This is a genomic window from Collinsella sp. An2, from assembly GCF_002160065.1.
GTDB lineage: Bacteria > Actinomycetota > Coriobacteriia > Coriobacteriales > Coriobacteriaceae > Limicola.
This window is the reverse complement of record NZ_NFJW01000004.1, coordinates 1-24,724: the sequence shown is the minus strand read 5'-3', so window position 1 is coordinate 24,724 and position 24,724 is coordinate 1. Positions and strand designations below refer to the sequence as shown.

Below are 24,724 nucleotides of genomic sequence, written 5' to 3'. Positions count from 1 at the left end.
GCTCCAGGCCGCACACAAGCTCGCGGCGCCAAGTCCCCCCAGATGCGCCGCGCCGCACCAAGCTCCAAGCCTGGACCTTACGCGCCGTCCCCCAGATAGTCGCGCTGCGGCCGCTTTGCATGGAGCGACCAGACCAAGATGCCAATACCTATCACGATGAGCGGCAGCGAAAGGATCTGCCCCATGGTGATAACGCCGCCCAGGATGTATCCCAGCTGAGCGTCGGGCACGCGGACGAACTCCACCAGGAACCGCACGATGCCGTACCCAGTTACAAAGACACCCATGAAGAACCCCTGGGGCGGTATGGGCTTGCGGCGACTGAACACCTGGAGCACCGCGAAGAGCACCACGCCTTCCAAAAATGCCTCGTAGAGCTGGGAGGGATGGCGCGCCACGTCTCCGCCCGTCTCGAAGACCACGCCCCAGGGCAGGTCGGTCGGCTTGCCCCACAGCTCGCCGTTTACAAAGTTGGCGCATCGTCCCAGGCAAAGCGCCAGCGGAGCCCCGATGACCGCCAAGTCGGCGACGGTCCAAAACGACAGGTTGAGCAATTTGCAGGCGATGAATCCACCTACAACGCCTCCCACCAGGCCTCCGTGAAAACTCATCCCACCGTGGTTGACCGCTATAATCTCGAGCGGATTGGCCAAGTAGTAGTCCAAGCCACGCCCGTAGAACACCAGGTAGAAGAGGCGCGCGCCAATAAGCAGGCCGAAAACCACGCAGGTGACGACGGTCCACAGGTCGTCGATGGTGATGTTGAACCCCCAGCGTCGCTGCGTGCGATACATCACCACGCCGGTCAGAATCGCGCCCACGATATAGGCAATGCCATACCAGTAAATGGTGATGGGGCCGGCCGAAAAGGCCACCGGATTCAGGCTGTGATACAGCTCGTTGAGCACCATGTCCTCCTAACGTCGCACATGGATGTACGTGATGGCGACGGCACGTCTCCGCACCGCCGCCATCTCATCGTCTCCGCACTACGTATCTGCGGTTTTCTCCGATGTCTGCCGCGCCGCCAAGTGCAACGCGCAAGCGCCGCCGGCTGCAACGCACACCACGCAGCCGCAATGCGCGCGGCCCATCGGAGACTCGTCCGCTTAAAACGGAGTGTACTCGTCGTAGAGGTCGCCCATGGGGTTGTCGCCCAGCTCGTTCACGGCAACCACGCGCGTCACGCCTGGCACATGCTCCTTCAGGATGCGCTCGATGCCCATGGACAGGGTGAGCTGGCTCATGGGGCAGCCGGCGCAGTGGCCGGTGAGCTCCAGCGAGACGACGCCCTCGTCGTCCACGCCGTGATACTCCATGTCGCCGCCGTCGGCCTGCAGGTTGGGACGGATCTCCTCAAGGACCCGCTTCAGAAGCTCTTCATTGACTGCCACCGGGGGGCTCCTTTCATAGCTAAGCGACGGCGCGCGCAAGCAGACAGCGCCGCGCGAATCTTCCTGTTGCACGGCACATCATACTATATGGCCGGCGACACCGTCCCCGCATGGAGTCCATCCCGTGTACCAACACGTATTTGGCACGGGCACGTGCGCTCCCCCGGCACAACGAATGCCCCGGCGCAAGCACACCGGAAGCTAGCCTGCAAGCCCCGCTGCAACGGTCGCGAACGCAATGATCACGCCCACGATGGACTCGCCGCCGAGCACGCCCGACGCCACGACCACGCCGGTCTCCTCGGACGCCTCCGTGTCGAGGCCGCGGGCCGCGCACACACGGTCGTACACCCAGCGGATCACCGCACCAAGCACCGTGGAGATGGACATGTAGAACGGCAGGTACACGCCGAGCCCCAGCATCATGGACGGGATGCCCGCGCAGTAGAGGACGGCGCCTACCACAAGGCCCACCACAAAGGCCGGCACGCTCGGGATGCCCGAGACCATCGTTGCCACGACCTGCGCCTGTGCGGCGACAAACATGGCATCCTGACCGCCAAACGCGCTAGGACCATAGGCGGAAACAAGCGCGACCATGACCGCGACCGCGACGAAGGTGCCCAGCAGCGCACCGATTGCCTGGCCAAACCACATGGAGCGCGGGCTCGTACCAATGATCTGACCGGTCTTGAAGTCGCTCATCACGTCGCCCGCAAGGCCGCATGCCACCGCGATGACACCCGCGACAAAGAAGAGCTGCACCTGCGTGGCCTCGGAAAAGGCGGCCACAAACAGCAGGACGATGAGACCGAAGATCTCCATGGGATCAATGCCCGACTGGCCCACGGACTGTGCGCTCATGATGGCGGTCACAAATGCAAGAAGCGTCACCACTATGGCAACCGCCGGCCCCAGGTCGAGCGCGAAGCATACGATAAGCGCGGCGGCCGCGGCCATAAGGGCGAGCACGCCTGCGTCGTAGCGAGAGATAAACCGGGAGAGGAAGCCCGGACGATCGGCCTCGCCGGCGCCACCTGCAGTGCGCGTGCCACCGGCGTCCGTCGCGGCAGCGCTGCCTGCATTCCCCTGCTCGGCCGAGGACGCGGCACTTTCTTTCGTGCGCCCCGCCCGCACACGACGCACCAGCGGCAGCGCGATGTCTCGCACCACCACGCCGGCGCCCGAGCCCATCATGAGGCCCATGCCGAGACTGCTCACGATGCCCTGGGCGGTTGACACATCCCACATGCCCAGCGAGCTGCCGCAGGCAACGATGCCAAACCAGCCCACGACAGCGCCGATGGTCCAGTAGATGATGGAGCGACGTCCGGCGAGAAAGCCGACGGCCCAACGCATCGGCGAGTTCTGAATGCCAAACGCGACGCCTGGCACCGGCACCTGCAGCACCAATGACGGCAGCCATCCAAGCACGTCTCGCACCACGGCCCACAGCCCCGCGACCGCCATAGAGCCAAAGAGTTTCTTGCCCATGGAGCCGCCGGCCTTGCTGGCAAGCAGCGTCTCGGCGGCAGCGGTGCCAATGGGATATTCAAGGTCGGATTCCTCGACGAAATGACGCTGGATAAGCGCCGTGCACACAAGGCCCAGCAACGTGCCGGCAAGGGCAACGGCAAGCATCTCTCCCCAGCTGACGTCGTCGGCAAGGCCGAGCATCCACACGCCGGGGATGGTGAAGGCAAGGCCGCCCGCCACCATGGAGCCGGCGGACATGATGACCTGGGTGATATTCGCTTCGTTGAGGCTGGTTCGTCCCACCGCGCGCAGCAGCACCAGCGCGGTGATGGACGTAAAAATGGTCGGCCACGGCAACGAACCCATCTTGAGGGCGGTATACACCGACGACGCCGTGATGATGACGCAGCCTACGCAGCCGATAATGATACCGGCAACGGACAGCTGCCCGCGCAGACCCGCGCGGCGGCTTGCTTGATCCATGTTCTGTTCTCCTTCGTATATCCGCTCCCCCTCTTCGGGGAGTCGGGTTACGGCAAAGCGCGTACAGTATAATCCACGCCAAGGTCTCTGCAAGCCCCACTCACTTGGCCGGGACCTCAATCGTCTACGAACAAGGAGGATGCGATGGCGACTACTAACGGAACTCAAACCGGCGGCGCCACCGCTGCCGCCCGCAAGACGTCGGGCGCCATCCTGACCGTCGACGTTGGCAACACCACCACCCGCTTCGGGCTTTTCCGCGCCGATGCCGCAGCGGCGGGCGCATCTGGGGGCGACGCCGGCTCCAGCGTGACCTCTTCGGGCGCTCCCGCCTTTCTGGGCTCCTGCTCCCTGACCACGCCCGAGCGTCTCACCGCCGACGAAGCGCGCATCCAGCTTAAGCATGCGCTCTCGGTACTTCCCGACGAATGCGTGTGCGGCGCGATCCTGTCGTGCGTGGTCCCGTCGCTTGCCGAAAGCTGGCGCCAGGGTCTTGCTGCCAGCTGCAAAACGCGACCGCTTGTGGTTGGTCCCGGCCTTAAGACGGGGCTTCGCATGCTCTACGACGATCCGTCCGAGGTCGGCTCGGACCGTGTGGCAGACATCGTGGCAGCACGGGCGACCTACGGTGCACCCGCCATCGTTGTCGACCTGGGAACCACCACCAACTTCGAGGTCGTCGATGCCTCCGGCGCGTTTGCGGGCGGCATCATCGCCCCGGGCGTCGAGCTGGGAGCTCGCTCGCTTTTCCAAGCCGCCGCACGTCTGCCCATGATCGAGCTGAAGGCTCCTCGCCAGGTAATCGGTCGCAACACGCGCTCGGCCATGCAGTCCGGCGTGGTTCTGGGAGAAGCAGCACGGATTGACGGCCTGCTCGACGCCATCATGGCCGAGCTTAGCTGCGAGTCGCCCGTGGTTCTCACCGGAAACGGCGCCGAGGTCATGGCAACACTCCTGCATCACGATGCCTCCGTCGACGATACGCTCTGCCTGCGAGGCCTTGCCCTGCTGTGGCAGACAAACCAACGATAAAGGTCGCTCGTCGATAAGGAACCATCGCGCAAAGGCTCTCATCCTGGACCCTCGTCCCGCATTACGTGCGCCACGTGCGAGTTACGTGCATCCCTTGCGAGTTGCATGCTCTCCCTGAAAGTTGCGTGCGCCGTTTACAAATTACGTGCGCTGTTTACAAATTACGTGCCCGATCCGTCCAAAACCGGTCCCCTTTCAGGCAGTTTTTGGACGAATCGAGCACGCAATTTTGATTGAGGGTACGCATTTTTAAAAATGAGATTATGACGTTCATAGACGGAAGGTTCACGGGCCCGGGTTCGAGAGTAGGGTCAATCGAACAAATCCGCCGCTCACTCCTTGTCAGCTGCCACTGCGTCCACCGTGACCCGGCTCGAAGAGCCAGATGGAATAATGCTGCGGCGCGTCGTAGATGTCAAAGGTCGCCGCAGCGGTCGAGACCTGCTGTATGCTGCCTTCGCGAAGCAGCCGCCAACCGACGCGTCCCCAATAGGAATAGGTCTCACCGTTGTCGGACATGTGCACGAGCATAACGGGATGGACGGCCTCAGCATGGAGCTTGTCCAACAGGTGTTCCAGCACGGCGGTATCGAAGGGATTGAATAAGTAGAGGTGGGTGAAGTCTGCGAGCGGAAGGTCAAGCACGTTGCCAGCATGTACGGATAGCTGCGGGTAGCGCACCGACCAAGCCGCCGCCACAACAGCAAGGTCCAGGTCGAGCTCGACGCCCACGGCGCGACCCGGGAGACCGGCCGCCACATAGTAGGCCAGTACACGGCCGGTTCCACAACCCACGTCGAGCAAGCGGGAGTGTTCGTCGAACTCCAAACCGCCCAGCAGGTCATCAAGCACTGCGTAGGGCGAAGGTGTGGGGTCGTGTGCACCGCACTCAGCCAGGCGCGTCGGCCGGGCGCACGCGAGCGAACGGCCGCAAACAACCCGGTCACGCGCCTCATCGGCGGCGAAATAACCAGCACGATCTTGTGCCTGGTCCCGCAGCGCATCTACGCGGCGGAAATCGAAACGCGGATGAGACCGCATGCCTCCCACCATTTCAGCCGCCTCTCTCCCAAACTGACACCACCGGTACCGTACCAGACCGTTCGCCCGCTTCGAAAGCGGCGCTGACGCCGCGTGAAACTATCACTTCGGCGCAGGCATCAAAACGACGGTCGCAACGTCTACATCGGGTCGCCGCGTCGTCGTCAGTCGAGGTCCTCCCCGTTGGTGGCGATGATCTTCTGGTACCAGTAGAACGAATCTTTGCGCGTACGGGCGAACGAGCCCTCGCCCTCATCGTTTCGGTCGACGTACACAAAGCCGTATCGCTTGCGCATCTCCCCCGTTCCCGCACTTACCAGATCGACGCACCCCCACATGGTATAACCCATGAGATCCACACCGTCGAGCTCGACCGCATCCTTCATGCTCTGGATGTTCTTCCGCAGGTAGTCGATGCGGTACCCATCGTGCACCGAGCCGTCGGGCTCGAGGACGTCCTCCCAGCCGATGCCGTTCTCCACGACGAACAGCGGCTTATGATACCTGTCATAGAGCGTATTGAGTGCCAACCTCAGGCAGTAGGGGTCGGTTGCCCATCCCCAGGCGTTCGCTTCAAGATAGGGGTTTTTCACGATACCCATCGCGAGATTCCCCTCAGCTGCCTCGAGCTCCTTCTGGCGAACGGACACCGTCGACCCCCCGTAACAGGAGAAAGCGAGGAAATCCGCCGGGTAGGCGGCCAGCAATTCCTCATCGCCCGGTGCCATGTCCAGCACGATGCTCTCGCGCTCCATCTCCCGCTTGCGATACGGCGGATACACCCCACCCGTTTGAACGTCGGAGTACCACAGGGTACCGTGCTCGCGCTCCATCACCAGAAGGTCGTCCGCGGGATCGGCGGAGTAGGGGTAATTCGGATTGTAGGCGAGCATCTGTCCAACCATAATGTCGTCAGAAAGCTCATGCGCAGCCTTAACCGTGAGCGCGGACGCAATGAACTGGTGGTGTGCCGCCTGCGCCTTTGCCTGTGCGCTCACATCGGTGAGCCCTCCGGCGATGAAACATCCGAGACCCACCATGTTGATCTCATTGAACGTGAGGTAGTATCTGACCTTGCCAAGATACCGTTTCATGACGGTGGTCGCATAGCGCACAAAATGGTCGACCACCTTGCGGTTTATCCATCCCCCGTATGCAGTCACCAGGTGCAGCGGCATCTCATAGTGGCTCAGGGTCACGAGCGGCTCGATGCCGTGGCGTTCGCATTCTTCGAACACCTTGTCGTAGAATGCCAGGCCCTCTTCATTGGGCGCAGCGTCGTCGCCGTTGGGAAAGATTCGCGTCCAGTTAATCGAGAGGCGGAAGCACTTGAACCCCATCTCCCCCATGAGCGCGATGTCCTCTCGGTAGTGGTGGTAAAAATCGGTGGCAAGATGACTCGGGTAATACTCTCCCTCGATCACTGTCGGTTCCACACCCTCGGGGAACCCCTGCTCACACGCCTCGAACACCGGCGTCGAACCGGTTGCGCCCGTCGTCGGGTCGCGCCAGGTAATCCGACGGGGAACATGATGGCTCCCGTTGGTCATGACATCCGCCGTGCTGGGGCCTTTGCCTCCTTCGTCCCATGCGCCCTCGTACTGGTTCGCCGCGGTAGCGCCGCCCCACAGAAATCCCTTTGGAAATGGCATGTCTACTCCTTGGAACACATGGGCGGCCACACTGCTGGCCGCCCGGTACATTCACTGTTCGTACATGTGCCGATAGACGTTGATAAACCGCTCGGCAAGAATTCGGAACGCCTCGGCGCTCATCAGCTGGTCTTCGGCGTGCAACAGGATGATGCGGAACGGCATCTCGATGCCGTCCGCTTCCTGTTGCAGAAGCTCCATATGGACGGCATGGCCGGTATTGAAATCAGTGTCGCCTTCCTGGACCAGTTTGCGGGCGGCCTCGAAGTCACCCTTCTCGGCCTGCGAGATTGCCTCGATGTAGCAGCTGCGCGCGCTACCAACCTGTGCAACGATTTGAAAGCACTGCGTCTCGAAGCGCTCTGTGTCCACCGTCTTGTCGCTCGCCATGATTACTCCCCCATCAACTGGCGCGCCTGCTGGAGCACCTTTTCGCCGTTCATCGTGCCATACGCCATCATGTCGATGGTCTCCACCGGACAGGAAACCTGCTGCTTGACCGCTTCAAGCTCGAAGCGGACCTGGGGCCCCAACAAGATCACGTCGGCATCAGTGAAGTCGGCCGCCTGGCTCACCGGATGCGCCTCGATGGAGCAGTCGAGCCCATCCTTCTTCGCAGCCGCTTGCATGCGCTGCACCAACATACTCGTCGAGGCACCGGCAGCGCACATAAGGACGATTCGTTTCATGGAAGTTCTCCCTTCTCGCGAGGCGCGACCTCGCGAACACGTGCGGGAGGACAGGACCGAGCGCGCCCATGCCCTCCCGCGGATTCGTACAACAGGATACCGGCGGCTTACTTCGCGGCGGACTCCTCCGCGAGCTCCGCCTCCTCTTTCAGGGCCTGGCGGTCAGCCATGAGCGTAAAGGGCGCGTACAGGAGCGTCGAGACCGCCCAGACCACCAGAACGATGACCAGGCACCCGATACCACCTTGAAGAAAACCGGTAACGGGATAGGGAATGACCCACGGCACCGAAATGGTCGGGTTGAAACCTGCTCCCAAGCCGAGGACATACAGCCCCTCGGTAATCGCGCCGCAAATGGGCACGTTGAGCAGAAGCGGGATGAAGTAGGTGGGATTGAGCACCACGGGCAGGCCGAACATCATGGGCTCGGAGATATTGAAGAGCGAGGGAACAAAGGCCAGGCCACGCATGGCTTTGAATCTCTCGGACTTGGCGAAAAACAGCGATGTGCTAATGCCGAGAGCATTGCCCTGGCCACCAACGGTCATCGCGAGGGTGAGGATTGCCCAGGCGCCATACGGGAGTGGGTCGCCGGCGATAATGGCCTGCGTGTTCTGCGTGGTAAGAGCGATGAGCACCGGGCCGTAGAAGTTCATGACCACGTTAGGGTGCACGCCGAAGAACCAGAAAAGCGACTGGACCGTGCCGACGATGATATAGGCGAGCGGTGAGCTGCCAACGTACATAATCGGGGTGCCCAGCAGGGTATTGATCATCGTGAAGAGATTGCCCCACGGGGTGAGTGTGAGACCCCACTTGGCGAACAGCACTGCGGTGAACAAGATGATGGACGCAAAGACCGGCGAGAGCGCGTTGGCGACCATCGGCGGAACGGTTTCCGGAAGCTTGAGGGCGACCTTGCTCATGAGCAGAGCCGTGATCTTGGGCACCACCAGGCCAAGCACGATAGCCACGAAGATGCCATCAGACCCCATATACGTGGTGGTGATGGAATAGGACACCGGCATCTCGGACACCATGTTGAGCGGCATGAACGCGAGGTAAACCGCTCCGGTGATGATGCCTCCGTTGTATCCGCTCAGCCCGCAGGTCTTGCCCCAACGCAGACCGATGAAGAACGCGATGTAGATGCCAAGCATGTTCATCGTCACGGTGAGGATTTCGTTACCGGTGGCCGCGATACCGCTCGACTGTAGCCAGTCGCTCAGCCCGGGAATGGGCATGTTGATGATGATGGCGATGAGCGCGACGCCCAGGGTGAGGGGCATGGTGCACATCATGCCACCCATGAGACCGTCGATGATCTTGCTGTTTGACAGCTTAGCCGCAACGGGTGCGATGGTCTTGTCCATCACCCCTTGAATCTTATCGAACAATGACATTGACGACTCCTCCAATCCGAGAGTTTTATACGCCGTTTCACAAGAACGTCCCTGGCAGCCTCGCACCTGCCCTTGTGTTCCTGGTAACCGATTTGTCGGCCCGCGACCAGATGCGGACAGGGCTCAGTCGAGATCGTTGTACGTAACGAGCTCGAGGTCCTGGCTCACAAGCCATGCGGCGACCGCGGGGTCGCGCAGCATCGCCGTCTCGCGGATGCGCGGGACCGTCATGCTCGAATGATCCATAAGGTAGGCATCGATATATCCCGGGTGAAACACCATGAGCTGGCAGCCGGCCTCCGGAGCGCTCGAGACAGCCTCCCGCAACGCCGCGAACGGGTCTGCCTCGTAGGCGGCAAAATCCTCCGGCACAAACGAGGTCACCGCCGTCGACCGAAACCGAACCGACCGCCCGGGGCTGGCGAACGGGAAGAGGGGAAGTCCATGCCGCTCGGCGACGACCTCGAGCCCCTTGAAGAACGTGGGGCTTGCCACGGCATGCCCCTCGAAGTAGTCGGGGTCTCGGCCAACGAGCTCGACGAACCGCTGGAGCTGAGCCTCGATTTCCAGCACTACCTCGTCTAGGATGACGAAGTCCTCTCCGTCACGAGCCGCCGCCCGGTAGGCGGAACTCGGTTTGAACGCCCCGTCCCCGGTGACGATGCTCGGAATGAGCGCCGGGTCGACGAGAGGCCTGCCAGTGCAAATGTTGGTATGCTGTCCTAGGCACAAATCCTCGCCTCGAAGGCGCGCCAAGCCGCTTTCCGCGGTCGGCATGTTGGTCATGACGCCGACCGTACGGATGAGCCCCGCGCCGACCGCCGCCGCGATTCCGCAGTTGACGCCGTCACTGTATCCCAAGTCGTCCGCACGAAGCAGTAAGCGTTTCATTCGTCCTCCCTACCGGTCTGCCGACGTCCCCGCACCATGTGATGCGCCGCACGCCGTGCGGTGCCGCTGTCGGGACGCCTCTCGTCTGCTCCTTTCGGTATTAGGTATACCGTCTCGTGGAGCGTGCGACCGTTACAGGAGGTTGCGGAGAGTTTCCCGTTGCCAACCCCAGTTTCAGGACTTGTAAACCGGCAGGTCGCCGCTTTGCCTATGATGGGATTACCGACGCCTCATCGTTCTATCGGAGGGGCGGAATCTAGAGGACGGGAGGCATGCCGCATGAGTGAGCCCAGCGCCATGGGGTCGATTGCAGAGAAACTACTTGACTACATCAACACCACGATCCAGCAGGGTACAAATTATGAAATCGCCACCACCATGGTGCGCAACTACAGCAAATTGAAGAACATGTCGATTGGCGATATCGCCGAGATGTGCTACGTCTCGACCCCCACCATCTCGCGGTTCTGCCGCTTCATAGGATTCGAGGATTTCAAGGACATGCGCAGTCAGCTCGAGGCGGACGTGTCGCTGAGCGGCATCATTCCCCACTCGTTCCATACCGCGCTCGTGCAGGACACCTCCTCGGTGATTGATGACTACCGGGAAGCGATTGTCCTCAACATCACAACGACGATGTCGCCTGAGAACGTCGCCAAGCTTCCCGACATCGCCCGCATCCTGCACGGTAGCGCGCGAGTCGCATTCTTCTCCCATCACTTCCTCTGGGACATCGGCAGATACCTCCAGAGCAGAATGGTGTACCTCGATCGCCTGGTGGAGCTGTACTTGAACCACGACCGCCAGCTCGAGTGCGCGCAATCGCTCGGACCCGGCGACGCCGCGATTATCTGCAGTGCCGGAGGGACCTATCCGATTCGCTACCCCGCCATCGCGAACGCCATCACCCAGTCCGGCTGCCGGCTCATCGCCATCACGCAGAACGTCTCGAGCTCGTACTGGAACCATGCCGCAAGTATCTTGAGTTGCGGGGTGACTAACAACATTGACACGGCGAAGTTCGGCGCACTCGCTGCGGTCGAGTTGATTTTTTTGGAATATCTCAAGCAGTATGGGAGCGTCGACCAGGGGCGGACGCAGGCCCTGTAAGCAGTCTTGCGTGAGGACCGGAACCAGCTGCGTGCCGGAGCGCCCCGCCAGAATGTCATGCACGGCGTGCGGGGCGCCCTTCAAACCGCTTTGGACTAGCTGCGGTCCGGGAGCCCGCGGTTCTCAATCACCTGCTGGTACCAGAAAAAGCTGCTCTTACGCACGCGCCGACATTCCTTGACATCGGTGTCGGTGCGGTCCACAAACACCAAGCCGTACCGCTTCGCGAATCCCTGGTGACTCGAGCAGAGATCCATGAGACTCCACACGCAGTACCCGAGTACCGGGTAGCCCTCGCGCACCAACTCGCCTACCTCGGCAATGTGCTGCGCGAGGTAGTCGATGCGGTACGGGTCGTCGACCTTCCCGTCGCTGGAGAGCTCCTCTGAGAGGGCCATGCCGTTTTCGGTGACAATCATGGGGAGCTGATAGCGGTCGTAGAGCCTCCGCATGCCAATCCTAAGACCAAGCGGATCGATGCCGTTAGCCATCCATTCCGTGGACGAGGCACATGGGTTGTCGCACAGCTCGAAGTCTCCGCCCGACCATGGCGGAAACCGGTCAAAACGGATAGGCTCCACCCGCTCGCGCGCGCAGGAACTAAAGTAGTAGTTCACGCCCAAGAAGTCCGGGCGCGACGAGGCGAGGACCTCGGCATCGCCCGGTTCGACCGCCGGCGCGAAACCTTCCCGCTTGAGGTAGAAGGACACGTAGGGGGAGACCGTACCGCGCACACTTAGATCCAGGAGGTAGTTCTGCAGCATCTCCTCGGCATTCATGGCGGCAAGGATGTCGCCGGACGAGCTGCTTCGGGGATAGACGACCTGCATGGCGCAGACCGGGCCGATGGATGCGTCCGGATCGATCGAACGCAGCAGGGCGATAGCACGGTGCTCGGCAAGGGCGACGTGATAGCTCATCTGATAGGTGTTCTTCTGTCGTCGGCGTGGATCACGCTCGTCGTCGCCGGTGTTGTCGGGCGCAGCGGTGGCGATGAGTTGCTCGTTCACAGTAACCCAGCGCTTAACACGCCCCTTGAAGTGCCTGAAGCAGACCTCGGCATAGCGCAGGTAGGCGTCAATCATCCTACGGCTCTTCCAACCCCCGAAGGCGTCCACCAACACCTGGGGGCATTCGAAGTGGTAGAGGGTCACGAGCGGCTCGATGTCCTTCTCGAGCAGGCGGTCGATTACGGCGTCGTAGAACGCGAGCCCCTCCGGATTGGGCTCGCCAGTAGCGTCGGGCATAATCCGACTCCAGGAGAACCCCATCCGGTAAACATCAATACCTAGCTCCGCCATAAGCTCGATGTCCTCGCGCCAATGGTGATAGAAGTCGGAGGCGACGCGGTTGTCAGAGATGCCGGGGCGACCCGGCCCGCGGTCGGTAGTCGCCGGGCCCTTTCCGCCCTCGGCGGCTCCACCCTCGACCTGGAAGGCACTCGTTGACGCACCCCAAAGAAACTCCTCGGGAAACGTGAACCCGTTCATTTCGACACCTCTCCTCCCGGTTGCATTCCATCATCCGTAGCAGGGACGATTTCCCTGCCGTTCGTGCGGGCGATCTCGCCCAGGCAGAGCGCACTCGGCTTGACAAGCCGGCGCTGCGTCGCACGGTCAACTGCGATGATGCCGTATTTCGGTCCGTATCCGAACACCCATTCGAAATTGTCGAACGCACTCCATGCGATATATCCCAAAACGGGCACGCCCTCCCGGATGCACGCAGCGACACCGCCGATTGCCTGGCGATAGAATCGGACCCGCTGGGCATCGTCCTCGGTCGCGATACCATTCTCCGTCACCAGTATGGAACAGTCCGAGACTGCGTACGCTCGCCTGATGCTCTCGGAGACCGCAAGGGGGTAGAACTCCTCCCCCTGCATCGTCATCTCACACCCTTCAGGGGGATCGCACGGCCCATCGGGCCCGTACCACGTCCTGGAATACGTCTGGACGCCGATGAAGTCATCGCCGCGAGAGGCGCGATAGAACCGCTCGCACAGCTCCTCCTGGGCAGCAGCGGCGCGCTGTTCGCCACCCGGCGCGGCGACGATGTCGGAAGCAGCAATCGTCCAGCCCACCGGCTTGTCCGGACACACCTCGCGGACTGCGGCGACTGCAGCGCGATGAGCCGCGAGCTTGGTCTCAAACGCGCGCTCCGTCGCAGCGAACTGGAACTGCGCGATGGCTTCAGGCACCGTGCCGAGCGCGCGGGCGCAACCGCACAGCATCGGGTCGACGGCGCGGCCGGAGGCCTCCCGGGGCGCCATGCCCACGTCGGCGAGCGTCCACGCGAGGTTGGGCTCGTTCATGGTACAGACCATGTCGATGAGGTCGCCGAGCTCTTCCATCACTCGACGGACATAGCGGGCGAACAGACCAGGGGTCTCAGGACTCTCCCATCCGTTCTTCGCCAAAAGCCAAATCGGCGAGGTGAAATGGTGAAGCGTCACCACGGTCGCAAGCCCGTAGGCGCGGCAGCAAGCGAGCACGTCGCGATAGTGGTCGATGGCGACCTGAGAGAATAGGCCTTCAGCAGGCTCGATGCGCGACCATTCCAGACTGAAGCGATACGCATTCAGTCCAAGCGCAGCGAGCAGCGCAATGTCATCGGCGAAGCGGTGATAATGGTCGATGGCGTCCCAGGACGCCTCTCGAAACGCACTGCCCTCGACATGCTCGAGCAGCCAGCTGTCACTGTTCACATTCCCGCCCTCGACCTGATGGGCCGATGTTGCCGACCCCCAGAGAAACCGGTCGGGAAACACGGTGTCGTCCATGGAACTTCATCCTTTCGTAATTGTTCTGGAAGGTTACTGGCGAATGCAGAGGCCCGTTCCGATGTACATCGCCGCAGGCTTCGGGGTCTGCCTCGTTCGTCGTCACGCCTTCTCCGCCTATGCTTCGCTGCCAAGTCCATGTAGGCAGCTTAGCTTTACCCCGAGGTCCTATCGGTCGATGCCGAGCGCCAAGCGGAGCGTCCTCACCGCGCCGAAGATATTGGCATCGTTACCGCACACCGCCTGACGGATCTTCGGCAGGGCCAAAAACGGAAACGTACTCGACTGGTCGAGCTGTCGCTCCAGCGCCTCGAACAGCTCGCGGCGGCGGCTGATGCCTCCGCCCACGACAATCACCTCGGGATCGACAACCGCCTGGATGTCCATGAGCAAGGCATCGAGGGTGCGCGCATAGGCGTCGAGTCCGCGCAGCGCGGCAGGGTCCCCGGCCTCGACCATCGAGAACAGCTTGAAGCCGTCAATCGATTCGTCGGACTCGATGCCCTTCTCCGCGCAAATCCGATCGCGCAGCGAACGCCAACTGCAAGCGTCCCCGAACACTGCGCCCGGCGAAATGGGCCGGGAGGCGTCGGTGCCCATGAAGCTAAAACCGCCGGCAGCGCCGTGGGCACCGCGAAACACATGTCCGTCGATTACAATGCTCCCGCCGATACCAGAACCGATGACCACCATCACACCCACGCCGACGCCTTTGAGCGCCCCGACGGCATACTCTCCGAGCGCTCCGCAGACCGCATCGTTATCGACCCGCGTAACCAGCCCCGTCCGCTCGCCCACGACGCGACCGAGTGGGCACCCGTCGAGATAATGCAGCGCTCCCCCGACGCCGACCACACCGTCTGGATCCTGTTCGCTGAAGATTCCCGGCATGCTGATACCGATGCCGTCAACGCCCGACTTGAAAGGCTTGACCAGCGAGCAGAACGCATCGATTGCCTCGTCGGCGCCATCGAACCTGGTCGGCATGCTTCCTTGCCGCTCGATGCGGTAATCGTCCGAAACCACAGCCCACTTCACCTGCGTGCCGCCCGCATCGATTCCGAAGTACCTTGCCATCGCGCCTCCTCGCTCCTGTTTCGGGATACTTCCATGTTCGACGATACGAACCGCATTCCCCGTTACAAGGGTGAACCCTCCGTTACAGAATCAGAAACTGATATCTTCGTGGACACTGACAGAGGCCGGGCACCGTACAGACCGGCACCGAGCCTCCAGCATCATGGCGGTGTCGGGCACAATGCCGCAACAACAGGCAGGGCCGCCCGCGCAACACGGACGACCCCGTTCATGACAATCTTTGTTCAATACCCGGACCACTAGATGGCAAGCGTGTCCAGCACCCGAATATGCGCTCTATTGATGCGAGCCGACGCCGGCGCTCAGGCGCTCGGCCACAGCGGCAACGGCATCATCGGTCACCGCGCCACACGACGAGCATCCGCCCGACACGGCACCGCCCAACGGATCGCTGTCGTCGTCCTCGGTATGATGCGGACGGAACTTGGAATCGACCTCGTCCAGCGCCAGCGGCTTGATGCGCTCCATTTTGAAGCCCTTGCCCGCGCGCAGGTTCTCCTTGGCCACCGAGATCATGAGCTTGATACGGTTGAGCTGGTTCACCTCGGACGCGCCCGGGTCGTAGTCGACGGCCACGATGTTGCTCTCGGGGTGACGACGACGCAGCTCCTTGATGACCGACTTGCCCACCACGTGGTTGGGCAGGCAGGCGAACGGCTGCGTGCAGATGATGTTCGGCGCACCGTGATCGATGAGGTCGAGCATCTCAGCCGTCAGCAGCCAGCCCTCGCCCATCGTGTTGCACAGCGACAGCACCTGCGACGCCTTGTCCGCAAGCGCGCTGATGGGCTCGGGGCGCTCGAAGCGGCGCGACTTCTCCAGGATCTCGTCCGCCGGACCGCGCATCCAGTCGATGAGCTTCATGAGGCCCGCCATCACGCTGCGCTGCGCGCCGGAGCTTCCAAGCTCGCCCTTGTCGTTCTCTGCGCCGCTCATCGCAAACAGGAAGAAGTCGAGCAGGCCCGGCACCACGGCCTCGCAGCCCTCGTGCTCGATGACGTCGACCACGTGGTTGTTCGCCGTGGGATGGAACTTCACGAGGATCTCGCCCACGACGCCCACGCGCGGCTTGGTTCCCTCGCCCTTGAGCGGCATGTTGTCGAAAGCCTCGACCGACTCACGCACAAGCTTGGTGTAGCTGCGACGCGTGAAGTGGGGCGCAAGCTCGCGCGCCTTGGCCATGTACTTTTCGTACAGGGCGTTGGCCGCACCCGGCTCGACCTCGTAGGGACGGCAGCGGTAGAGCATCTGCATCATGACGTCGCCGTACAGCACGCAGTAAACTGCGGCCTTCAGGATCTGCGGCGTCACCTTGAAGCCGGGGTTATCCTCGTCGAGCTTCACGGCGCTGATGGAGATGACCGGGATCTCGGGATGGCCGGCGTCGCGCAGCGCCTTGCGGATGAGCGCGATGTAGTTGGTGGCACGGCAACCGCCGCCCGTCTGCGAAATGATGACGGCCGTCTTGGACAGGTCGTACTTGCCGCTCTCGATGGCCTCCATGATCTGGCCCGTGACGAGAATCGACGGGTAGCAGATGTCGTTGTTCACGTACTTCAGGCCGGCCTCGACGGCGCCGCGGTCGGTCGACGGCAGCAACTCCAGGTTGTAGCCGCTGTTGCGGAACACTTCCTTGATGAGGTCGAAGTGGATGGGCGCCATCTGCGGGCACAGAATCGTGTAGCCCTCGCGGCACATCTCCTCGGTGAAGCGCACCTTCGGGAAGGCCGATGAATTGGCGCGGCGCTGAGCGGACAGCGCGTACTTGTGGGTTGCGAACGCCGGCGCCTCGTCGGAGGGTGCCACCGGAGCGGCGTCGCCCTGCTCGTAGGACTCGCCGGCAGCGGCGGCCTCGGCGGCGCGCTCGGCCTCCTGGTCCTTGAGGGCGGCCATGAGCGAACGGATGCGGATGCGCGCGGCGCCCAGGTTGGACACCTCGTCGATCTTGAGCACCGTATAGATCTTGCCGGAGCCCTCGAGGATCTCCTGCACCTGGTCGGTGGTGAGCGCGTCCAGGCCGCAGCCGAAGGAGTTCAGCTGGATGAGGTCAAGGTCGTTGCGCAGCGTCACAAGCTTGGCGGCGCGGTACAGACGGCTGTGATACATCCACTGGTCCACGACGCGGATGGGACGGTCGGGCTTCACCAGATGCGCAACCGAGTCCTCGGTGAGCACCGCGAAGCCAAAGCTCGTGATGAGCTCGGGCAGCGCGTGGTTGATCTCGGGGTCGTTGTGGTAGGGACGACCGGCCAGCACGATGCCGTGGCCGCCGTGCTCCTCGATCCAGTGGATGCACTCCTCGCCCATGGTCTGGATCTTCTCGTGGAAGTCGGCATCGACCTCGTAGGCGTAATTTACGGCCTCGTCGATCTCGTGGCGGGTGAGCTTGGGCCCGCGCACACGTCCCTTGCCCGTGGCGGCGTCGGCCACGCGGTCCTGAGCCAGGATCTCGTACAGGCGGCGCTTGAGCTCCACGCGGTCGTTATACGGCACGAACGGATACATGAACTCGATGTTCTTCTCGGCAAGCTCGTCGATGTTGAGCCCCAGCGCAGTGGGGTAGCTCATGACGATCGGGCAGTTGTAGCAGTTGCCCGCGGCTTCGTCCTCCTTGCGCTCCTTGCGCACGCAGGGCATCCAGATGAAGTCCGGATTCTTGTCGATGAGGTTCATGATGTGGCCGTGAGAGAGCTTGGCCGGGTAGCACACCGACTCGGACGGCATGGACTCGATGCCCGCCTCGTAGGTCTTCTTGGTGGAGTCGTCGGACAGCACGACGGCGAAGCCCAGCTTGGTGAAGAACGCATGCCAGAACGGATAGTCCTCGTACATGTTGAGCGCGCGCGGAATGCCCACGGTACCGCGCGGCGCGTCCTCGGGCGCAAGGCAGGCGCGGTTGAAGAGCAAGTCGTTCTTCTGCTTGAAGAGGTTCGGGGCCTCGGTCCGCTGCTTCTTGTGGCCGGCGCCCTTCTCGCAGCGGTTGCCCGTGATGAAGCGACGGCCGCCGCCGAAGTCGTTGATGGTGAGCTGGCAGTTGTTGGAGCAGCGGCCGCAGCGCGCATGCTTCTGCGTGACGGTAAGGCGGGCGATGTCCTCGGCCGAAAGAATGCTCGAGACGCCGGCGCCGCCGGCACGGTCGCGCGCAAGCAGGGCCGCGCCGTAGGCACCCATGCAGCCCGCGATGTCGGGACGCACGGCGTCAAGACCGGTCAGCAGCTCGAAGGCGCGCAGGGTCGCATCGGACATGAAGGTGCCGCCCTGGACGATCACCTGGTCGCCGATCTCGGACGGGTCGCGCAGCTTGATGACCTTGAAGAGCGCGTTCTTGATGACGGAGTAGGACAGGCCGGCGGCGATGTCGCCCACGGTCGCGCCCTCCTTCTGCGCCTGCTTCACGCGGGAGTTCATGAACACCGTGCAGCGGCTGCCCAGGTCAACCGGGTGCTTAGCCTTGACCGCCTCGTGGGCGAAGGTCTCGACGTCCATGTCCATGGACACCGCGAAGCTCTCGATGAAGCTGCCGCAGCCCGAAGAGCACGCCTCGTTGAGCATGATGTGCTCGATCACGCCGTCGCGCACGCGCAGGCACTTCATGTCCTGGCCGCCGATGTCCAGGATGAACTGGACACCCGGCAGGAAGGCACGGGCGCCGCGCAGGTGCGCCACGGTCTCGATCTCGCCGGAGTCGGCCTTAAGCGCCTCGATGAGCAGTGCCTCGCCGTAGCCGGTCGTGGTCACGTGCCCGATCGTGCAGCCCGCAGGGATATGTGCATAGAAGTCGGCCATGATGGTCTTGGCCGTACCCAGGATGTCACCGTTGTTATTGCCGTACCAGGTGTGCAGCAGCTGGCCGTCCTCGCCCACCATCGCGGCCTTCATGGTCGTGGAGCCGGCGTCGATACCGATGAACACGCGCTTGCCCGCATAGGTAGCGAGGTCGCCCTTCGGAACCACCTGTGCGTCGTGGCGCTCCTTGAACTCGCGGTAGGCCTCCTCGTCGGCGAACAGCGGGTCCAGACGCGCGACCTCGGAGCCCTGGGTGTCACCGAGTGCATCGATCGATGCAATGAGCTGCGGGAACGTAGCGAGCTTGTTGGACTCGTGTGCCATGGCTGCGCCCGACGCCACGAACAGGTGGGCGTTTTCGGGCACGATGCGGTGTTCCTCGTCGAGGTCGAGGGTGATGTAGAAACGACGGCGCAGCTCGGAGAGATACTGCAGCGGGCCGCCCAGGAAGGCGACGTTGCCGCGAATGGGGCGGCCGCACGCCAGGCCCGAGATGGTCTGCGTGACGACGGCCTGGAAGATGGACGCGGCGACGTCCTCGGGGCGCGCACCCTCGTTGAGCAGCGGCTGGACGTCGGTTTTGGCGAACACGCCGCAGCGGCTGGCGATGGGATAGATGGTGGTCGCGCCCTTCGCGAGGTCGTTGAGGCCGCTTGCGTCGGTGTGCAGCAGCGTAGCCATCTGGTCGATGAACGCGCCGGTGCCGCCCGCGCAGGTGCCGTTCATGCGCTGCTCGATGCCCTGGTCGAAGTAGATGATCTTGGCGTCCTCGCCGCCCAGCTCGATGGCGACGTCGGTCTGGGGGATGAGCGTCTCCACGGCGCGCTTGGAAGCGATGACCTCCTGCACAAACTCGAGGCCGAGCCACTGGGAGAGCAGCAGGCCGCCCGAGCCGGTGATGGCGCAGGTCATGGGCTGGTTGTGCAGCAGGCCGGTGGCGCCCACGAACAGGTCGCGCGCGCAGGCGCGCACGTCGGTGTGGTGGCGCTGGTACTTGGCGTAGACGATCTGGTTGTCGTCGTTCAGCACGGCGAGTTTCACCGTGGTGGAGCCCACGTCGATGCCCAGGTGCAGCGTTCCGTAGTTGTTGTCCGGATTCCAAATAGCACCTTCAGGGACCTGGTCGGACACATCTGATGCCCCATCTTGCCCTTCAATCGTCGGTCGCCGCGCACCAGGCGTACTCCCTCCTCTTTCAGGGCAACCTGGAGCATCAGCTGCGCCCGTCTCCGTAGTAGAGGCTTTGGTTTGAGCGGCCTCCTCCCCGCAGGTCCGACAAGCGGGCTGCTCGTCCATAAGGTCTGTCACGGGAATCTTAACCATCGATGTCCTCCCTGGTATCGGTGCTCTCGGTGCGGGGCGCACGAACATTGAGCCCCAGAAGCTTCATGCCGTACTCCGGCACGTTGATGTCGATAGGCTTGCCATACAGGTCGCCGGGGCGCACAAACGCCACGACGGTCATGATGCGCGCCATGGTCTCGGGGCTCTCGACCAGGCCGGTGGCGAACCAGCGCTGCACGATGCCCATCTCGGCGGAGACCACGTACGACAGGTAATAGTCAAAAAACGTTCCCAGCACGCCCGGGAAAATGCCCGTCTTCATGCGGCCGGCAACGGCCTCGCGCGCGATGGCGCAAATGCGCTGTCCAAACGCGGGGTCCCCGCCGGGGCCTAGCAGCGCGCCGATCAGCTCGCCGTTGCGCTTAAGATAGTCCAGAAGCTCAACGGAGCCGGGTGCGGGCTCCAGCTCGTCGATGTTGCGGTAGAGCGACGAGAGGTTCGTCGCGACCACGTCGTCGATACGCTGGCGAATGTCCGCAAGAACGCCGCTCTCGACCTGCTCGACAAAATCGGGTATGTCCTTGAAATGCGTGTAGAACGTGCGCCGGGTGAGTCCGGCGCGGTCGGTAAGGCCCGCTACGGTAATGCGGGTGAGGTCCTCGCCGTCGTTGAGCGCCTCGGCAAGCGCGCGGCGCAGCATGAGCTGCGTGCGCAGGCTGCGGCGGTCCACCTTGGCGGCAGAGGCTACGGAAGCCGTCACACATCCCTCCTTAGCGTGATATTCCTACACTCTGCGTGCATTATTGCACAGCACGTGCAAGAACTTTCACGCTCACGGAAGTATCAAGAAAGCTTTACATCCGGATGATGTGTTTGAGACGGGGCGGTCGAGGCCCTTGCGACATCGCCCGTTTGGCGCCTGTGACACCACCGCGCGCTCCCGCCGTACGCGGCGCCGTCGCGCGCCGGCAGCCTCAGGCGATGACGGTTCGGCTGCGCTCCTCGCGCAGGGTGCGCAACATGTGCTTGGGAACCGCATGGAACACGTTGCTGCCGATGACGTTGCCCGCCGCGCGCTTGGCCTCGTCGCTTGCGTTTGACGGCGCATAGGCGTGCGTAAAGCGCTCGAGCATGCGAATGTCGTTGCCACCGTCGCCGTAAACCGCGACCTCGTCTTCGGAGATGCCCAGGTATTGGGCGAGCCAGGCAACGCCGGCCCCCTTGTTCACGTTGCGGTCCGAGATCTCGAACATCGTGGGCGCGAACGGAGCGTCGACCAGCGTGTCGGTATGCTCGGCAAGGTAGGCGGCCAGCTCTCGGTTAAGGCCGGGATCCAGCACGTGGCAGTTGATCTTGCAGACCTCGTGCGCAAGCACCTGGTCGGCAGTCTGCTTGAAATGCATGGAGTCCTGCTCGGAATCCGTCCCGCGCATACCGCGCATGATGAGGCGCCGGATGAAGCGGCGATTCTTGAAGCCGGCTTCACGCTCCTCGCGCGAGCCGGTCACGAACGTGCCGTCGGGCGCCACGCAATCAAAGCAGACGGTGGGAAATGCCCGAAGCAGGTCTTCAAGCGCCTGGCGGTCGATGGGAAACGTCTTAAGAACGTTGCCCTTGCGGTCGCGCACGATCGAACCGTTCGAACCTAAGAGCTCGATGGGAGCACCCTGAAAGCCGCTGTCAAACGGCGTGCGCATCGTGCGTCCCGTCGCGATGGCCACGTGCGCCCCGGCGTCCGCAATCTCGCGCACCGCGTCCAAAATCACCTTGTCGGTCGCATGAAACCAATTGAGCAGCGTGCCGTCCAAATCGCACGCGAACAGCTTAATCATGCACTCTCCCACTTCTTCTTTTGGCATCCGCGCCAGCGCTTCGCTGTCATGTCGCGGCGGGCCGGCGCGTCGATAGGACGCAGCAGTAGCGTCATCCCAGGGCGACGTCGAGCACCATCATGATCACAAAGCCTGCGATGACCCCGAGCGTACCCACGTTGGAGTGCTCGCCCAGATGGGCCTCGGGGATGAGTTCCTCGACCACCACGTAGACCATGGCGCCCGCGGCGAAGGCCAGAAGCCACGGCATGAACGGTGAGATCCAGCCACTCGCCAATACTACGAGCATACCAAAGATGGGTTCGACGATTCCCGAAAGACTGCCTGCTATGAAAGCCTTTACACGCCCCATACCTTCGCGCCGCAAAGGCAGCGAAATGGCAGCGCCCTCGGGAAAGTTCTGCAAGCCGATGCCGATAGCGAGCGCGAACGCCATGCCCAGGTATGCATCGCCTGCTGCCCCCGCCGTCTGAGACGCCATGGCAAACAGCAGGCCCACGCTCATGCCCTCGGGAATGTTGTGGAGCGTCACAGCCGAGACCAGAAGGGTCGTGCGCTTCCAGCTGCTTGGCAGACCTTCGGGCTCCGAACTGCCGGCATGCAGGTGCGGCAGCAGCGAGTCCAGCGCAATGAGGAAGGCAACGCCCAGAAGGAATCCCCCGGCAGCGGGAATCCAGCCGATCTGTCCGAGCTCTTCCGCCTGCTCGATGGCCGGGTTGAGCAGCGACCACACGCTTGCCGCGATCATGACGCCCGCGGCGAACCCCAAGAAGATGTGGTGCGTGAGCTTGCCCTTCTCGGGGTCTTTTCCCGTAAAGAGCACCACCGCGGATCCCGCCGTGGTCATGAGCCAGGTGAAGCCGCACCCCATGGCTGCCCAGGCGAGCGCCTGGAGCGTCGAAGCGTCGAGCATGATTCCTCCTATCGGGCAGCGGACGTGTCGCCTGCCGCCCCGTCTCGCCTCGCATCGTCGTGAGGCGACGTCGTCGATCCAGTTGGTTAGCCATGGCTAACCAATTACCACCCTATCACAACGGGCTTGGACCGCAAGGGGCGGAGCCGCGCTGTGGCAGGCGCTCCACAACCACGTGCGCGCGTCCGGGACGCACCGTCAGCGACGCAGGTCGTCGCTTATGCAAGCACCTCGCGCAAGCGCGGGTAGACCTCGTTCATGGTGTCGAACATGCGCCCTACGGCGGCGATGCCGAAGAGTCCCGCGACCTCCGGCACCAGGTAGACGTCGCTCGTGCACACGACCGCACCGTCCTCATCGACATAGAACATGACCCAGCGGTAGTTTGCGTTGCACGCGTTCACGAGCTCCAGTGCCTCGGTGCGCTTACCCGCACCAAGCGTGCCGAGCGTCGCCTCGAGGTGTGCGCCTCGATCGTTGATGCGCAGCAGAATGGTGGTGCGAGGCAGCGCCGAACCCTCCCATCCCACGCGGATGGTGTCGATGAGGTTGTCATCCTCAAGCGGGGTATCGCTGCGGTACTCGATGCCCGCATCGCTCATGTCGCGCATGAGCGCGATGGAATTGTCGTACATGTATCCCTCCTGCACGTCGCGCGGCGTACGCACACGCAGTCGCAAACCCCCTGCGGCTGTCGGGACGGCCAGGCGCCGTCGGCCGACCGGGGCCGTATCAGTTGCTACGCTGCATTATGCCAGCGGATGGCGCGGACTGTGCGCGAGCCGTCGCGTCGCCCTGCAAAGCTATGCCACAATAGGGCTACTGACGAGAAGGCAGCATCAAGCGACAAGGAGGCGCCACGTGGACGCGCGGAAGCTACAGAGATTCGAACATACTCGCAACCTGCTTGCGTGCCCCATCTGCCACGAACCGCTCGATCTGCAGGGAGCATCGTTGGTCTGCGCACACCGCCACAGCTTTGACGTGGCGCGCCAGGGGTACGTCAACCTGCTGCGCGGCGCGAAGCAGCCGCAGGGCTACGACCGTGCCTCGTTCGAGCATCGCCGCCAGGTGTTTGAAAGCGGACTCTACGACCCTATTGCCGACGCACTTTGCCACGCGGTGGAAGCCGCCTCCCCGACGCTTCCCGTCATCGATGCCGGTTGCGGCGAGGGATTCTTCGCGCGGGCCGTTCGCCATGCCACCGACACCGGTGTATGTGCCTTCGACATCGTGCGCGACTCGATCCAGCTGGCGGCAGCCGCCGACCCCGAGGACGGCATCATGTGGCTCGTGGCGGACCTTGCCGCCATTCCTGTACAGGACGGCCACGCCGGATGCGTGCTTGACGTGTTCTCACCCGCCAACTACCACGAGTTCCGACGCATCCTTGCGCCGACAGGACGCATCGTGAAGGTGGTTCCCACCGCAAATCACCTGCGCGAGCTGCGCGAACGCGCCGCGGAAAGCCTGCGCCACCAGGACTACTCCAACCAGCGCGTGCTCGACCACTTTGCGGCTTCCTGCACGCTCGAGACGCGCCAAACCGTCACCTGCATGCACCAACTTGACGCCCGCACGCTTGAGGCGCTGGTCGCTATGACGCCGCTGCTCTTCAACGTGGACACCGATGCCGTCGACTGGAGCGGCATATCAAGCGTCACCGTCGAGGCAGACGTCCTCGTCGGGCATTTCTAAAGCCTGCGAGCCCGCGAAACGAGCCCGCTTGAATGAGTTTCCCTAGAAGATATGACCGATAACTAATCGGTCGGAGCCTCCCCTTTGCATGAGCGCGGGCTGGGCGACAATCGTTGTTGTCAGTGCAAACGGCGGTCGCGCACCGCAGTCAAAGAGGAGG

The 24,724-nt window shown here is 62.9% G+C and carries 20 protein-coding genes; 3 read left to right on the top strand and 17 right to left on the bottom strand.

What is annotated here, in order from left to right:
- Nucleotides 1–77 precede the first annotated feature (77 nt).
- The 3 genes from lgt to B5F33_RS03860 all read right to left on the bottom strand — a co-directional run bounded on the left by lgt (nt 78) and on the right by B5F33_RS03860 (nt 3,353).
- A complete protein-coding gene (lgt, locus tag B5F33_RS03870) occupies nt 78–908 on the bottom strand; it encodes a prolipoprotein diacylglyceryl transferase (RefSeq protein ID WP_087410605.1) in 831 nt (276 codons plus the stop codon).
- A 201-nt stretch (nt 909–1,109) separates the two neighbouring features.
- The gene (locus B5F33_RS03865; protein ID WP_087410484.1) at nt 1,110–1,394 is read right to left on the bottom strand and encodes a NifU family protein; all 285 of its coding nucleotides are present in this window, start codon (nt 1,392–1,394) and stop codon (nt 1,110–1,112) included.
- 201 nt (nt 1,395–1,595) lie between these two features.
- On the bottom strand, nt 1,596–3,353 hold the full coding sequence (locus B5F33_RS03860; protein WP_087410483.1) for an OPT/YSL family transporter: 1,758 nt from the start codon (nt 3,351–3,353) through the stop codon (nt 1,596–1,598).
- A 144-nt stretch (nt 3,354–3,497) separates the two neighbouring features.
- Between B5F33_RS03860 and B5F33_RS03855 the strand changes: the two genes are divergently transcribed.
- Nucleotides 3,498–4,385 (top strand): type III pantothenate kinase, encoded by an 888-nt coding sequence (locus B5F33_RS03855; RefSeq protein ID WP_087410482.1) that lies wholly within the window; start codon nt 3,498–3,500, stop codon nt 4,383–4,385.
- Between the two features lie 342 nt (nt 4,386–4,727).
- Here the strand turns inward: B5F33_RS03855 and B5F33_RS03850 are convergent, their stop codons facing one another.
- The 6 genes from B5F33_RS03850 to B5F33_RS03825 form a co-directional block, all read right to left on the bottom strand.
- Nucleotides 4,728–5,426: a class I SAM-dependent methyltransferase gene (locus B5F33_RS03850; RefSeq protein ID WP_087410604.1), complete on the bottom strand. Its 699-nt coding sequence runs from the start codon at nt 5,424–5,426 to the stop codon at nt 4,728–4,730.
- Nucleotides 5,427–5,590: 164 nt separating this feature from the next.
- Complete coding sequence (locus B5F33_RS03845; RefSeq protein ID WP_087410481.1) at nt 5,591–7,078, bottom strand: family 1 glycosylhydrolase; 1,488 nt, start codon at nt 7,076–7,078, stop codon at nt 5,591–5,593.
- A 51-nt stretch (nt 7,079–7,129) separates the two neighbouring features.
- Entirely contained in the window at nt 7,130–7,468 is a 339-nt protein-coding gene (locus tag B5F33_RS03840) for a PTS lactose/cellobiose transporter subunit IIA (RefSeq protein WP_087410480.1), read from the bottom strand.
- Nucleotides 7,469–7,470: 2 nt separating this feature from the next.
- Nucleotides 7,471–7,767 (bottom strand): PTS sugar transporter subunit IIB, encoded by a 297-nt coding sequence (locus tag B5F33_RS03835; protein WP_087410479.1) that lies wholly within the window; start codon nt 7,765–7,767, stop codon nt 7,471–7,473.
- Nucleotides 7,768–7,874: 107 nt separating this feature from the next.
- Complete coding sequence (locus B5F33_RS03830; protein ID WP_087410478.1) at nt 7,875–9,170, bottom strand: PTS transporter subunit EIIC; 1,296 nt, start codon at nt 9,168–9,170, stop codon at nt 7,875–7,877.
- 123 nt (nt 9,171–9,293) lie between these two features.
- Nucleotides 9,294–10,061, bottom strand: coding sequence for a ChbG/HpnK family deacetylase (locus tag B5F33_RS03825; protein WP_087410477.1), 768 nt, complete (start codon nt 10,059–10,061; stop codon nt 9,294–9,296).
- Nucleotides 10,062–10,340: 279 nt separating this feature from the next.
- Between B5F33_RS03825 and B5F33_RS03820 the strand changes: the two genes are divergently transcribed.
- The gene (locus tag B5F33_RS03820) at nt 10,341–11,171 is read left to right on the top strand and encodes a MurR/RpiR family transcriptional regulator (protein ID WP_158095302.1); all 831 of its coding nucleotides are present in this window, start codon (nt 10,341–10,343) and stop codon (nt 11,169–11,171) included.
- Between the two features lie 95 nt (nt 11,172–11,266).
- On the opposite strand, the gene B5F33_RS03815 is transcribed toward B5F33_RS03820, so the two are convergent.
- The 8 genes from B5F33_RS03815 to B5F33_RS03780 all read right to left on the bottom strand — a co-directional run bounded on the left by B5F33_RS03815 (nt 11,267) and on the right by B5F33_RS03780 (nt 23,501).
- The gene (locus B5F33_RS03815; RefSeq protein ID WP_087410475.1) at nt 11,267–12,661 is read right to left on the bottom strand and encodes a glycoside hydrolase family 1 protein; all 1,395 of its coding nucleotides are present in this window, start codon (nt 12,659–12,661) and stop codon (nt 11,267–11,269) included.
- A complete protein-coding gene (locus B5F33_RS03810) occupies nt 12,658–13,953 on the bottom strand; it encodes a family 1 glycosylhydrolase (protein WP_087410474.1) in 1,296 nt (431 codons plus the stop codon). Before B5F33_RS03810 ends, B5F33_RS03815 begins: the two co-directional genes overlap by 4 nt.
- A 168-nt stretch (nt 13,954–14,121) precedes the next feature.
- Complete coding sequence (locus tag B5F33_RS03805; protein WP_087410473.1) at nt 14,122–15,030, bottom strand: ROK family protein; 909 nt, start codon at nt 15,028–15,030, stop codon at nt 14,122–14,124.
- A gap of 297 nt (nt 15,031–15,327) precedes the next feature.
- Nucleotides 15,328–19,968, bottom strand: a complete 4,641-nt coding sequence (locus B5F33_RS03800; RefSeq protein WP_239284772.1) for a 2-hydroxyacyl-CoA dehydratase — start codon at nt 19,966–19,968, stop codon at nt 15,328–15,330.
- A 184-nt stretch (nt 19,969–20,152) separates the two neighbouring features.
- Entirely contained in the window at nt 20,153–20,881 is a 729-nt protein-coding gene (locus B5F33_RS03795) for a TetR-like C-terminal domain-containing protein (RefSeq protein WP_343215920.1), read from the bottom strand.
- A 214-nt stretch (nt 20,882–21,095) separates the two neighbouring features.
- Nucleotides 21,096–21,953, bottom strand: coding sequence for an HAD family hydrolase (locus B5F33_RS03790; RefSeq protein ID WP_087410472.1), 858 nt, complete (start codon nt 21,951–21,953; stop codon nt 21,096–21,098).
- 91 nt (nt 21,954–22,044) lie between these two features.
- Complete coding sequence (locus B5F33_RS03785; RefSeq protein WP_087410471.1) at nt 22,045–22,866, bottom strand: ZIP family metal transporter; 822 nt, start codon at nt 22,864–22,866, stop codon at nt 22,045–22,047.
- Nucleotides 22,867–23,084: 218 nt separating this feature from the next.
- A complete protein-coding gene (locus tag B5F33_RS03780; RefSeq protein WP_087410470.1) occupies nt 23,085–23,501 on the bottom strand; it encodes a YbjN domain-containing protein in 417 nt (138 codons plus the stop codon).
- A 226-nt stretch (nt 23,502–23,727) separates the two neighbouring features.
- Here B5F33_RS03780 and B5F33_RS03775 point away from each other — a divergent pair, with 226 nt between their 5' ends.
- On the top strand, nt 23,728–24,564 hold the full coding sequence (locus B5F33_RS03775) for a putative RNA methyltransferase (RefSeq protein ID WP_158095301.1): 837 nt from the start codon (nt 23,728–23,730) through the stop codon (nt 24,562–24,564).
- Nucleotides 24,565–24,724 lie beyond the last annotated feature (160 nt).